Source organism: Chryseobacterium sp., assembly GCF_029240215.1.
Classification (GTDB): domain Bacteria; phylum Bacteroidota; class Bacteroidia; order Flavobacteriales; family Weeksellaceae; genus Chryseobacterium.
Map to the genome: position 1 here is coordinate 31,063 of NZ_JARBTK010000003.1, position 14,356 is coordinate 45,418.

Consider the following 14,356-nt stretch of genomic DNA (forward strand, 5'->3'; position numbering starts at 1 on the left):
CAAATATAAGACTTTTTTGCTTTCTTTGAAAGATGAAACTGAAATTTTTATTAATTATTGCATTTTTATCGGTAATCTCCTGTAAACAAGAGCAAAAAAAATCACATGATAATGTTATTTCTTTATCTTCAAAACTAAATTACAAAGAAGAAGGAGAAAATTTTCATTTTGAATCAGGAAAATTTAAATATGATTTTAAAACAAACCAAATTCCTTTTAAAAAAGTTATCCTGCTGAACTCCAGTTTGCTGGGCTTCATTTCTGAAATTGGTGCAGAAAATACAGTTATCGGAGTTTCGAGTCCGGAATATATTTATTCAGAAAAAATTAATAATTTAATAACACAGGGGAAAATTCAAAACGTCGGAAACGAACAAAAATATGATGTTGAAAAGATTATTTCCTTAAAACCGGATGCGATTTTCACAAACTACATTGCAAGCTTCGAAAATACGTATGAACTCTTAAAAAATAATGGAATTCAGGTTATTTTTTTAGATGAATATATGGAACAGAAACCATTAGAGAAGACTGCTTATCTTAAACTTTTCGGAAAACTTTTTGGAAAAAAAGCAATTGCTGAAAAAAAATATTCAGAGATTGAAAAAAATTATAAAGAATTAATACAATTAGCTTTAAAATCAAAATCACAGCCCAAAGTATTGGCAAACGAAATGTACGGAGACGTTTGGTATCTGCCGGGCGGAAAAACATTTACAGCAAACTATATTTCAGACGCTTATGCTGATTACATTTTAAAAAATAATTCGGAAGAAAAAGCAGTTACGATGAGTTTTGAAGAAGTTTACGCAAAATCTGTTCAAACTCAATATTGGGTCAATGTAGGAAATCATCTTTCTAAACAGGAATTGCTGAATATCAATCCGTATTATGGAAAGCTTGAGGTTTTCAAAAAAGGAAAAATTTATGGACTCACTGCCAAAGAAAAACAAAAATCAAATGATTTTTTTGAAAGCGGAGTAGTGCGTTCAGATCTTGTCCTCAAAGATTATATAAAAATCTTTCATCCAGAGCTTTTGCCGGATTATCAGCTGACTTATATGAAAGAATTACAATAGATCGCCGGAATTTTTTATTTTTGCAGAAGTTTTTTAGCTTATGTGGAAAAAAATAAAACAGCTTATTTTTATCGTTCTTGTTCTGAACGTAGTATTCATCATCTGGGGAAGGTTTTTTAATCCACCCATCACCATTACGCAGATTGGCGGACTTTTCGAATACGGTAAACTCAATAGAGATTACATTTCTTATGATGAAATGGGAAGTAATGTGAAAAAAGCCGTGATCGCTTCAGAGGATCAGAAGTTTTTTAATCATAACGGATTTGATTATACGGCCATCGAAAAAGCAATGAAGAACAACGAAAAAGGAAAAAAACTGAGAGGAGGAAGCACTATTTCTCAGCAAACTGCAAAAAACGTTTTTCTTTGGCAAGGTAGAAGCTGGATCAGAAAAGGTCTTGAAGCGATGTATACTTTTATCATAGAAAAAGTATGGAGTAAAGACATCATTCTTGAAAGATATCTGAATTCTATTGAAATGGGACAGGGTGTTTTCGGAATTGAAGCTGCGTCACAATATTACTTTGGCAAGTCTTCAAAAGATCTCAATACCTCAGAAGCAGCCTGGATTGCAGCGGTTTTACCCAATCCCAAAAAATACGATCCCAAAAACCCGTCTTCTTATCTGAGAAAGAAACATAACTGGATTATGCGACAGATGAGAAATGTAAGTTTGAAATAGTATCTTTGTACTAATGAAATTTCTCAGTACAAGTACAAAAAATTTTGAAGCTGTTCTTAAAAAATATTTTTCTTTTAAGAATGAAACCCTTTCTCTGGAACCTTTTGCAGAGTTTCTGGAGAGCATAAAGAAAGCCGATTTTACCGACGTTCTTAACTGTTTTAAGGCAAATCCTAACTTGGCAGATAATTTCAGATATTACATTCATAATATTTTTGAGGGCAGACCTTTCAATTTATCGCTTACCGAAGCCAATATTTTATCAGAAAATGCTTTTTTTCCGGAACTAAAAAAACGGATTCTTAATAAAATCTTACCACCCGTGGAAAACGAAAAAACGGTTTGGTATATGGTCGATAATATCAGTTTCAGACCAAAAAAAGACCTGGAATATCTGCATAATCTTCCTGAAAATGAGATGAATGAATTTTTTCATATTCTTGGAGTTTCAGATTTTATTCAGAAAAAGAAAGTCAAAAGAGAACTTATATTTTCAATGAATATCCTTTCATGGCGCGTCACAGGAATGGCTTTGGAAGTTGAGGTGGTGAGAATGGCTCCCGAATACAGAAATTTCGACAATCCTTTTTTAGCCTTACAAAATGAGCTTGAAGCTTTGGCTGAAGAATTTAAAATTAATCCTGAGATTCAGTTACACTCAAAAGACAGCAGATACAAGCAGATTAAAATTTATATAGAGCAATGTCTCGACTTTGTGAACATTGCGTTCAAAAACTCTTCTAAATACGGTATTTCGGGGAAAATCAACCAGGCTCTTCTGAAAATTCGTCAGCAGACTCAGAGAATTTTTGAGATCGTGCAGTTGTTGGTTATTGATAATGATGAGGATGTTATTGTTAAATCTAAACAATTGATGTTTAATGTTTTAAGTTATAAATCTCACAAAAACAATATTTCAGAACTTTTCAACGACAGTACGAGGATGATTTCTCATCTGATTACCAACCACACCGCAGAAACGGGAAGTCATTATATCACTTCCAATCGCAGACAGTACATGAAAATGTTTATGAAAGCAAGTGGTGGTGGTATTATCGTAGGTGCTCTATGTGTACTGAAAATGTTGTACGGTTTCATGCCTGGAAGCGACTTTTTCCATGCGTTTTTATATTCTTTGAATTATGCGATGGGGTTTGTGATGATCTATCTCATGGGCTTTACTTTGGCAACAAAACAGCCAGCAATGACGGCTGCAACGATGACCAAAGTTCTTTCTGAGCAGGGAAATACAAAAAGAAACAATACCGAATTTGCAGATTTGGTTTCCAAATTATTCAGGAGTCAGTTTATCGCTTTTGTTGGAAATGTGTTGTTGGCTTTTCCGGTTGCGATGGCAATTATTTACGGTTTGGATGTGTTTTTCTCACAGAATTTAGCGGTGGAAAAATCAGAAAAATTGTTGAAAGATTTAGATCCTTTTAATTCTAAAGCGATTCTTCACGCAAGTATTGCCGGTTTTTATCTATTTATTTCGGGGATTATTTCCGGAAACATTGGCAACAATTCCATTTTCTTTCAGATTCCGGACAGAATTGCCAAAAACCAGTCTATTAAAAGGGTTTTTGGGGCTAAATTTGCCAAAAAACTATCCAACTATTATGCTAAAAACTGGGCAGGAATTATTTCCAATTTCTGGTTTGGCGTTTTCCTGGGTGCAACTGCACCGATTGGTTTATTTTTTGGGTTAGATCTCGACATTCGTCACATTACGTTTGCTGCAGGAAATTTTGCTCTAGGACTGTACGGAAAAGATTTTAACGTAGATTCTTACACATTCTGGATTGCACTTCTCACGGTTTTCATCATTGGGTTTTTCAACTTTTTGGTGAGTTTCAGCTTGTCGATGTTTTTGGCGTTCAGATCAAGAAAACTTAATTTTGGTGAGGTTGGTGAGATTTACCGGGAAATTTTCAGGTATTTTTTAAAAAATCCACTTAAATTTTTTATACCGTTACGTTCAAGTTTTGATTTTAAAACGAATGACATGGTACAAAAAACGATACCTACAAAATCTGAAGATCAGTAAATTTTTCTTCACCAAATTTATCCTGAAACTTTTTTAAATAAAAGCTTCTACGCATTTTAAAATCATTTTTCAATAATGGAGAATCGATTTTTATAATAATCGTTTTATTTTCAAGATTTACGCTTTCAATTTCATTGAACAAGCTTTCATCAAGATATTCTTCAAGGAAATCTTTAATTTCAAAAGCCAGTAATTTATCTTCAAAACCATATATTCTGGCAAATGATTTTACCAGTTCTGAGGATTGAAATTCGCGTTTTTTATTTTTTCTCATTACCTCAAATCTCAAAAATTATACTTTCTTCATTGATCTTTTTTACCACACTTTCTGTACGTTCTCGATGCGTATCTGTAATAAAAATCTGTCCGAAATTTTCCTGATTTACCAATTTTATCAGCTGAGCAACACGGTGATCATCCAGCTTATCAAAAATGTCATCCAGTAAAAGGATCGGAGTTTTTCCTGTAAGTTCTTTTACCAGACTCATTTGAGCTAGTTTTAATGAAATTAAAAATGATTTCTGCTGACCTTGTGACCCGATTCTTTTAATGAGTACAGAATCCATCTCAAAAAGTAAATCGTCTTTGTGGATTCCTTTTGAAGTGTAAGTCAGCATTCTGTCTTTTTCTAAACTTTCTTTTAGTAAATTTTCAAAAGAATCTTGAGATAAATGTGATTCGTAAATCACTGAAACTGTTTCTCTTCCACCTGAAATAATCTGATAGAAATTCTGAACGATCGGATTGAGCTTTTCAACAAATTCTTTTCTTTTTTCGAAAATTTTGGTTCCGGATTTTGTGATCGGATCATCATAAATTTCCAGAGAATCTTTGTCCCATACTCTGTTTTTGGCGAAATATTTCAACAAAGCATTTCTCTGCTGAATCGTTTTCTGATACTGAATCAGATCAAAAAGATAACCAGAATCAGTCTGGGAAATCATAGAATCAAGAAATTTCCTACGGCTTTCCCCGGAATCAGAAATCAGGTTTGAATCGTAAGGCGAAATCATCACACTTGGCAAATAACCGATGTGATCTGCCATTCGATCGTAGCTTTTATCATTTTTTTTAATGATTTTCTTGGCTTCTTTCGGTTGAGAGATTTTAATACTGTCTTCGCTGTCTTCGTTCTGAACTTCAGCATCAATGGTGAAAAAATCTTCGTCAGTTTTGATATTATTAATGTCGGTATTTCCCAAAAAGCTTTTCCCGACCGATAAATAGTGCAAAGCATCGAGAATATTGGTTTTTCCCGCACCGTTATTTCCTACAAAACAATTGATTTGCGGTGAAAACTCAAACTTTTTCTCAGAATGGTTTTTAAAATTGTAAAGCGTGAGTTTTTTGATGATCATTTATAAAGTGAATAGTTCTGGATTTTGTCTGGTGTCCAAAATTCTTAAAATTCGAATTGAATCTGGTTTTAAAGAATAATGAATGTAAAAATTTTCGACTAAAATAGCTTTTATATTTTGAATATTGGTAACTATCCCAGACTTTGGATTTTGTAAAATTTGTTGTAATTTTTGATCAATTAATCGATTTAATTTTTTTATTGTAGGTATTTGATTTGAATCAGTTTTAATTTCGTTTCATTAAAATTTTCCATCGCTCAAAATTTTAAGTAAAGATAAATAATCCAAAACAAAAAAGGTAAACCCGAACAAGATTCTACCCAAAAAGAAAAATAAGAATCGCTTCTTTTATTTTCTGAAAAATAAATCAGGATAAAAGCTAAGACTGTGGTTAAGAAAAAGTATACAGCAAACTGTATTTTCAGATAAAAAACAGATAAGATACACGAAACAAAAACCAATAAATAAGCAATATATTTTGTATTCTGAACTCCGATAAGCTTTGGGAAAGTTTCAACGGTATCACTTTTCATATCCCGAATATCAAAGGGCAGAACCAAAGCTGTAATAAAAAAGAAACTGATCAGAAAAATCGGAAGATTAAACTCCGGTAAAGTCAGCCAGCAATTGACTAAAGCCCAAACCAATCCTACATAAAATACTTTCAGAAACGGAATTTTCCGGATATAATTTTCAAGGAAAAAACTATTGTAAAGTAGTCCTAAAACTACAATTACAAACCATTTTATAAGACGTATTTCATTATGATTAAAAATAATTAAAACGGCAGAAGCAATTCCTGCTACAATATTTATAATAAAAATTTTGTAAAAATGTTTTGTGTTTTGATACTTCGTATAAAGATATCCGCTAAAATACGTTATGAATATAAGAAACATTGTAGGAAAACGGAATGTGTTTTGCTCCTCCATAAAAAATACTGCAAAAAGTGTCCCCATTAAGGATACGTAAAGTTGGCTGTCTATGACAAATTTTTTCAGTACTTTTAAGAAATTCATTGATCAAAATAATATTTATGGAAATCGCAGGATTCCATAGGACTATAAAAAAACAAATAAAAATTCAAATATGAAAAGATTTTCCAAGGTTTTGTTCCTGTTTGTGCTGTTGCTTAATTTTTCGGTGGCATTTTCACAAAATTACTACGACCAACAATGGAAGAAAATAGGAGAAAACAGTAAGAAAGGAACTTACAAATCCAATCTTCCTATTGTTCTGGATATACAAAACCAAGCCATGAAAGAAAATAATGCACTTCAGCTCATTCGTTCTCTCAAAGCAGAATTCAGCATTGTAAATCAGACATCTGATGATGATCAGAATAATTCAGCATCAAAGTTTTTTGTTAAACTGCAAAATGCTGAAAAAAAACTGAAAGGCGATGATCTTTTGGTTTATAAAGTCTTATTGTCGGGTTTTATGTTTGACTATTATAATGAGCATTCATGGGAAATAAACAGCAGAACTAACGTGAATTCTCAAGATGTTTCGCAGATTGAGACCTGGAGCAAGCTTGATTTTAAAAACTATTTAAACAAAAATTTTAAAGACCTGGATCTGCAAAATCAGGAGATGAAAAAGATTCCTTTTGCAAAATATAAAGATGTTTTTTCAAATACGAGTGACATCGCTTATTTCCCAACTTTGGCTGATTGGTATTCACTGAGAAAAGTGAGTTTTTTATCAGATAACGGATTATTCACAAAAAATGAACTGGCAGAAAACAGAATTTTTATCAATGGTATTTTTGATGAGTTAATTAGCCAGAATTCAGGAAATTCAAAGTTGTATTTTATGCATCAGAAATTATCTGAAAATTGCCAGTTTAGCCAATGTAAAGATAAACTGGAACAGTTTCAGAATTTAGTTCAATCGAATGTTGATGGTGATTATAAAGTTCTCGTGATGGAAGAAATCATGAATGAACTGGTTACAAAAAATAAGCAGAAGGAAGCTTTGGCAACTGCAAACCAGGCAAAAAGTCAATATCCGAAATCTGTTTTTTTAGAGAATATTAAAAATAGAGAAAATCAGATTCTTAATCCGTATTTAGCTATAAAATATGAAGAACAGACTCAGCCGGATTTACCAATTCATATGGTTGCAGAATTTAAAAATGTTTCACAGTTTTCATTAAATATTTATGAAGTAAAAGATGATTTTTTGTCTTTCCTTCAATATGTTAAAAATCCTTACAACAATGCTTTTTCAAAGGTGAAAAAAAGTTTGTTGAAAAAAGAAACTTTCAATTTATCTGATCTGAAAGATTATCAGCTTCATAAAACTTCGCTCGAAATAAAACCGCTTCCTTCAGGAATTTATGTTGCAGAATATTCCGTCGAGGGTTCAGATGAAAAAGATGCGGAATCCAGACAGAATTTTTATTTTTTAGTGTCAAACCACAAAATTATTTATCAGTCAAAGGATAATAGAAACCAACTTTCTAATGAATTGAAGTTGGTCAATGCAGAAAACGGAAAACCGATCAATAATGAAAATTTGACTTTCCACGAGTTCGTACAGAATAAAACTTTAAGTAAAGTTAACGGAAAAACCGATCAAAAGGGAGTTTTTAAATTTCCAGCAACTACAAATAACGATTATTACAGAACTTTTTTAATTCAGCAGCCAAAAACCAATAATTTCCAGATGATGGAAGTGTATGGTAATCGTGAAAATGTAGAAGATTACAATCCTAATAAACAAACCCGTGCGAAAGCTCAGATTTTCACCGATAGAGCGATTTACAGACCAGGACAAACGGTTTATTTTAAAGTAATCAATACAAGAATAGATAAAGAAATTGAAGGAGTTGTTTCTGGTTTAAAGCAGAAAATCACTTTGATAGATGCCAATAATGATATCGTTTCTATACAAGAATTTACGACCAACGAATTTGGTTCTTACCACGGAAGTTTTGTCTTGCCAAAAGGTAAATTAAATGGTCAATTTAATCTTATAACTAATGGCGAAAATGATGGTTACAAATATTTTCAGGTTGAAGAATACAAACGTCCCAAATTTGAAGTAACGTTTGATCCTGTGAAAGATGAATATAAATACGGACAAACCATTGAACTGAAAGGAAAAGCCATGATGTTTTCGGGAGTTGCCCTGAGTAATACCAACGTTAGTTACGAAATTAGAAAACAGAATATCAGATGGAGATATTTTCCTTGGTATCCTAATAATAATGATAACGAAAATTCGATCTTAGGCGAGGTGAAAACCAACGAGAAAGGAGAATTTATCATAAAATTAGATTTTAAAAAAGATGAAAAATTAGAAGGAATTCAGATTGATAATTATCAAATCAGTGCTTCAGCGACCGACATCAACGGAGAAACGCAGACTGCAAATACCAATCTTAAAGTAGCTTCAGTTTCTCATTACATCAAAGCGGATGACATTAAAAATACTTTTGCAGATGAAAATGTAAAACTGAAAGTTGAAACCAAAAATTATAACGAACAGAATCTTAAAAAATCATATTTAGTTAAGTTATCAAAACTGGAATCTCCGGACAGAATTTTCAGAAACAATTTTAAATCTGAAATTCAGAATTTGCCTAGGTTCTCCAAAGAAGAATTTATAAGCAAATTTCCTCATGATTTATATGATGAAAATGATGAATTAAAAAACTGGAAAGTTTCTTCTGTCATTCTCAATGGCACGAAACGAAGCGAAGAATCTCTTGATCTCGGAAAACTTGATGCGGGAGATTATCAGCTTGAACTGTACAATATCGAAGGTAAAGACACGATAAAATCTTCTCAAAATTTCAGTATTTGGGACAAAAAATCTTTGAAACCTAACCAGAAACCTTTCTTAACCGTTTTAGAACCTAAAAATGAATTTTTAAGAGGTGAAAAAGCAAAAATCTATGTATATTCTGCGATTCAGGATGCTTTGGTAAATGTTTTTGTTCAGGATGGTTCCGGAAAAACAGTTTCGGAAGTTCATCAATTTAAAAATGGGATTTTAGAATATTCAGTTGATATTCCAAAAGAAAAAAGTGTAAGCAATCTGAATATTCAGTTTCAGTTGATTGCATTCAATGATGTACAGACAGAAACTGTCAATCTGAAAATAAAAGATACAGAACAGCCTTTAAAAATCGAAACTACAACTTTCAGAGATAAATTAGAACCCAATTCTAAGGAAAAATGGTCGGTAAAAGTTTCAGGAAATGAAAAAGAAAAGGTCAACGCAGAAGTTTTGGCTAATATGTACGATATGTCTTTGGATCAGTTTGCTATGAATACTTTTAATTGGGAGAAATTATATATGCCTTATTCAATTGTAAATTCTTATGAAATTAATGGGAATTTAGAGCAAAAATATTATCAGAAGAGAGCACAATATTATGACGGGAAATTCGTAGTAGTTCCCCAATTTAATTGGTTTGACAGAAACTTTGGATTTATCTCTGATGGTGATGGTGATGGTGATGGTGTTTTAGATGGTGAAGATAGGTGTCCTACTGTTCCGGGATTTCCGGAATATAATGGTTGTCCTAAGGGAAAAAAAGTAACTGCAATGGAATTAGAATCTAGTGCTTCGCCTGCACCAATGGTACAAAAACAACTTGAAGAAGTAGTAGTTTTAGGATACAGCAAGACGATTACAAAAAAAAGAAGTGCTGTAGCTAGTAATACTGTAACAAATGCAGATTCATTGGTTGATATAGGATCTTCCAAAGAAGAATTAGATAAAATCCCAGTCCGTCAAAACCTGAATGAAACAGCCTTTTTCTATCCAGACTTAAAAACAGACTCCGAAGGAAACGTAAGCTTCGAATTCACCTCTCCGGAAGCCTTGACAAAATGGAAATTAATGTTTCTTGCTCATACAAAAGACGCAAGAGCAGCAACACTGGAAAAAGAAGTCATTACACAAAAAGAATTTTCAGTTACGCCAAATTATCCGAGATTTTTGAGAGAAGGTGACGAATTGAATCTACAATCAAAACTATCCAACTTAACGAGCAAGAAATTAAGCGGTTCGGCAAGTTTACAGATCTTAGATGCTTTTACCAATGAAGATATTTCATCAAAATTTGGATTGAATTCAAGCGTTCAGAATTTTGATTTAAATGAAAACGGAAACTCAGCATTAACATGGAAAGTGAAAGTTTCGAACAATGTTTCTTCAATTATCTTAAAAGTGGTTGCTAAAGCCGGTCAATATTCTGATGGCGAACAAAAAGCAATCGCAATTTTACCAAACAGAATGTTGGTGACAGATGCAATTCCTGTTTTTGTAAAAGAAGGTGAAACAAAAACGTTTGAATTAGAAAATCTTAAAAATGCAACTTCAACAACGATTTCAAATGTTTCAAATACATTGGAATTGACGACAAATCCGATTTGGGAAATTATGTTTGCGCTTCCAAGTCTGAAAAATGATCAGAACAATTCTGCGGATGTGATCTTTAATAAATGGTTTGCCGATGTTTTGGCTTCGGAAGTTTTCAAAGCGAATCCGAAACTGAAAACTGTTTTTGAAGAATATCAAAGCAAAGGATTATTAAATTCAAATCTTGAAAAAAATCAGGAACTGAAACAGCTTTTATTAGATGAAACTCCATGGGTTTTGGAAAGCAAAAATGAAGAAGAACAGATGCAGAAACTGGCGTTGTTGTTTGATGCAAATACAATGAAAAATTCGATCAATCAGGATTGGGACGATTTCAAAAAACTGCAAAATCCGGATGGTGGTTTTTCTTGGTATCAAGGTTACCCGAGTTCGTATTCAACGTCGCTTTATATACTTAAAAATTTAGGAAAAATAAATGTTTGGTTGAAAGATAATGTGAAAGATTATCAAAGTTCAGAACAGAAAGAATTGGTTGTGAAATTAGTTCAATATGTTGACAACGAAATCAATAAATATTACGACATTTCGACTTCGCTCAGTGCAAGGAAAGAAAATGTAATCAATAACTGGACATTAGATTATTTAGACACAAGAAATTATTGGGAGAAAAAATATCCGTTAAAAGAAAAAGGCGCAACTTTAAAATCTTTAGTCAAACAAAAAGCAAAAACCACAAAAATTACCGATTTCACATTCTTCGGTTTGCATCGCACCGCTTTATTGATGAGCGATTATGGTTTAAAAGATGTCTCGGATAAATTATTAAATTATTTAAAAGAAACTTCTGTAAATTCAAAAACTCAGGGTGTTTACTGGAAACAAAATCTTGATGATTGGGGTTGGTTCAGTTCAAAGGTAGTCAATCATGCAGGAGCTTTGGAAGCTTTCAACAAATTGAAACCAAATGATCAGAAATTCATCGAAGACGTGAAAATTTGGTTGATCACCCAAAAAGAAGTGAATTCCTGGGGAAGTTCGAGAGGAACTTCAGAAGTGATTTTTACCATTTTAAATTCAGGAAAATCCTGGACTACTTCAGAAAGTGATAAAGCAACAATTATCTGGGGCGGAAAAGAATTAAAACCTGAAAATCAGGCAACAGGTTATGTGAAATCTACTGTAAAATCAGATGTTGTAGATAAAAACTTAGCCACAGTTACAGTAACAAAACCCGGCGCAGGAATTGTTCAGGGAGGTTTATTCTGGCAATATTATGAGGATTTAGATAAAATAAAATCATCAGAAAATTACATTTCGATCACAAAAGAATTGTACAAAAAAATCAAGACGGTAAATGGCGAAGAATTGCAGAAAATCTCTTCAGAAACTCCTTTGAAAGTAGGCGATAAGGTAACGGTAAGAATGATTTTAAATACAGATCGTTCGATGGAATTTATCTACATCAAAGATATGAGAGCGGCCGGATTTGAGCCTTTAAGCGTTCTTTCCGGTTATGAATGGAAAAATAATCTTGGGTATTATCAATCTACAAAAGATGCTTCCACGAACTTCTACATCGAATATATGCCGAAAGGAAAATATGTGTTCGAATATGATTATGTAGCCAACGCATCCGGGAAATTCTCCAACGGAATTACAACCATTCAGAATTATTATGCGCCGCAGATGAATGCGCATACGAAAGGAACAAAGGTTGAAATTACAGAATAATTTAACATTAAAAAACGTCACAAATACAATGTGACGTTTTTTTTTATTTTCCTTTAAGAAATCCAGCTTGATACCACTCTTACACTCCAACCTTTTTTGGTTCGCGTAATTTCATATGTTCTGCCGCTGTACGATGCACTTTCTCTGAGAATATAGGTGTCTTTTTTTGTGTCACATTTAAAAAGTGGAGAAAAATTTTGTTTTATTATTTTTGATTTATTTTGTTTCTCATATTCTTTGTATTCCTCTGTCGTAAGAATAATTATTGTCTCGTTTGGTGGGGCAATTTGTTGAAGATTTTTATCATCGGTCACAATCATTTTTATGGTATTGATAATCTCTTTCATTACTGCAAAACCCGAATCTTCACCGGAATATAATTTTGGATTACTGATGTCAATATCAAATTCTTCAAAAAAGTCTTTTCCGCGAATTTCGTAATCACCATACATTAATCCTTCATATAGAATGGTAAACTCGTTATCGTCTTTTTTGAATCGTGGATTGGTATCTTTATGATCAGGAATCCCGTCATTATCGGTATCTTTGGAATTGGGATTTAAGAACAGTTTTTTCTCAGTAATATCATTGATTCCATCGCCATCACTGTCTTTCAGGATTTCAGTAATATCCATTATTACTAAGGCATTATCTTTCACGGTTTCATATTCCGGTGGTAACGGATGCCCCATTTCATCGGTCATTCTTACAATATCAGCTTCGATTTGAATATGATGATCATCTTTCCAAAGCGGAAGTTTTGAATTGGATTTGAATACATAGTTATTTTTTTCTGAAAGCCCTGTATAATTGTATTTCCAGTTTTTTCCGGAATCTTCAGAATAAGCAAGCCAGTATCCGGCTCCGAAAGTAAGCAGTTCATCATATTTGAAATCGTAATATAAAATTGCCCATTTATTGTTATTCTTTTCGCTTTTTATAACTTTCGGTTTACTTAGAGGACCAATTGATTTTTTTGCTTCAATACTTCTGATGGAATCTGAAATATTCATATACTTTTCAAAGCCATCCATATATGAAGTGTTACTTTTTTTCTTTTTATCATCTCTTTCTTCAGAGTAATCAGCATTCATCAGATAATCGTAGGCTTTTAATTTTATGTGTACAGAATCTATAATGTCTGAAATTTTTGCCGGATTATCCAGAAAATCAGTGGCTATATAATTAAAAGGAGCTTTTACTGCAGAATCTTTTGAAATGGGCTCAAATTTATATGTTTTCCATTTTTTTTGATTTTCCTGGTCATACTTTTCAAGTTCCGAACATTTACAGGAGTTTTTTTGCGCATTTAAAAGGTTTAATGATTGCAGGAAAATAAAAAAGAGAATGAGTTTTTTTATATTCATCATAATTTTTTGATTTAATAACGTAATTTTTTTACGATAAAATATGGTTTTCAAATTTAATATTTTTCATCGTTGTTTGAAAAAATAAAATTTTAGATCATGTTTATGTAAGACCTAATTTATTGATTTGGAATAATTTTTGACTTTAGGGAATTGATAATTTTTAAATACATTAATTATGAGATTTTTAAAGGCTATATCTGCAGTCTTAATGATGTTTTTCATCGGAAATATTTCGGCTCAGAAGAAAACAGAAAAATTTGAAAAACTTCAGATTGAGATGTTTCCAAAAGCTAAAGAAGGATTTAAACAGGTTTATATTCAATTACCGGTTGCAAAAAATGAAAATGATCTGAAAGTTGAATTCTTTGTAGGTGTTGAAAAAATGTTGGATTGTAACAAACATTTTCTGATGGGAAAAGTATCAACTCAGGATTTACAAGGTTGGGGGTACAATTATTATGAAGTGGAATCCAATGGTGAAACTGGCGGAACTTTAATGGCTTGTCCGGATCAGAAAAAAACCAGGAAATTTGTTTCTTTACAGCCGGAAATAGTGAGATACAACAGCAAATTGCCTTTGGTTTTTTATGTGCCTAAAGATTTGGAAGTGCGTTACAGAATTTTACGTCCGGATGCTGCAATGAAAAAAGCAGTTCAGAAATAATATAGAAAATCATTTCAAAAATAGTCGGCTCCTCACCAATTTTGTGGGGAGTCTTTTGTTGTAGTTTGAAGCAATGATTGTT

The 14,356-nt window shown here is 32.4% G+C and carries 9 protein-coding genes; 5 read left to right on the forward strand and 4 right to left on the reverse strand.

Annotated elements, in window-relative coordinates:
• The first annotated feature begins 32 nt into the window (after positions 1-32).
• Genes K0R77_RS07390 through K0R77_RS07400 form a run of 3 tightly spaced genes read left to right on the forward strand, consistent with a single transcriptional unit; the run spans position 33 to position 3,811 of the window.
• The gene (locus K0R77_RS07390) at positions 33-1,079 is read left to right on the forward strand and encodes an ABC transporter substrate-binding protein (RefSeq protein ID WP_300350558.1); all 1,047 of its coding nucleotides are present in this window, start codon (positions 33-35) and stop codon (positions 1,077-1,079) included.
• Positions 1,080-1,119: 40 nt separating this feature from the next.
• Entirely contained in the window at positions 1,120-1,764 is a 645-nt protein-coding gene (gene mtgA, locus K0R77_RS07395; protein WP_300350560.1) for a monofunctional biosynthetic peptidoglycan transglycosylase, read from the forward strand.
• 13 nt (positions 1,765-1,777) lie between these two features.
• Complete coding sequence (locus tag K0R77_RS07400) at positions 1,778-3,811, forward strand: recombinase (RefSeq protein ID WP_300350563.1); 2,034 nt, start codon at positions 1,778-1,780, stop codon at positions 3,809-3,811.
• Here the strand turns inward: K0R77_RS07400 and K0R77_RS07405 are convergent.
• The 3 genes from K0R77_RS07405 to K0R77_RS07415 form a co-directional block, all read right to left on the reverse strand.
• The gene (locus K0R77_RS07405) at positions 3,789-4,085 is read right to left on the reverse strand and encodes a hypothetical protein (protein WP_300350566.1); all 297 of its coding nucleotides are present in this window, start codon (positions 4,083-4,085) and stop codon (positions 3,789-3,791) included. The two genes, K0R77_RS07400 and K0R77_RS07405, sit on opposite strands and share 23 nt — an antisense overlap.
• 4 nt (positions 4,086-4,089) lie before the next feature.
• Complete coding sequence (locus tag K0R77_RS07410) at positions 4,090-5,169, reverse strand: DNA replication/repair protein RecF (protein WP_300350569.1); 1,080 nt, start codon at positions 5,167-5,169, stop codon at positions 4,090-4,092.
• Between the two features lie 257 nt (positions 5,170-5,426).
• Complete coding sequence (locus tag K0R77_RS07415; protein ID WP_300350572.1) at positions 5,427-6,188, reverse strand: hypothetical protein; 762 nt, start codon at positions 6,186-6,188, stop codon at positions 5,427-5,429.
• A gap of 70 nt (positions 6,189-6,258) precedes the next feature.
• On the opposite strand from K0R77_RS07415, the gene K0R77_RS07420 reads away from it, so the two are divergent.
• A complete protein-coding gene (locus K0R77_RS07420) occupies positions 6,259-12,240 on the forward strand; it encodes an alpha-2-macroglobulin family protein (RefSeq protein WP_300350575.1) in 5,982 nt (1,993 codons plus the stop codon).
• A 53-nt stretch (positions 12,241-12,293) separates the two neighbouring features.
• Here K0R77_RS07420 and K0R77_RS07425 read toward each other — a convergent pair whose 3' ends face one another.
• Entirely contained in the window at positions 12,294-13,610 is a 1,317-nt protein-coding gene (locus K0R77_RS07425; protein ID WP_300350578.1) for a thrombospondin type 3 repeat-containing protein, read from the reverse strand.
• A gap of 175 nt (positions 13,611-13,785) precedes the next feature.
• Between K0R77_RS07425 and eco the strand changes: the two genes are divergently transcribed.
• On the forward strand, positions 13,786-14,274 hold the full coding sequence (gene eco / locus K0R77_RS07430) for a serine protease inhibitor ecotin (RefSeq protein WP_300350581.1): 489 nt from the start codon (positions 13,786-13,788) through the stop codon (positions 14,272-14,274).
• Positions 14,275-14,356: the final 82 nt, after the last annotated feature.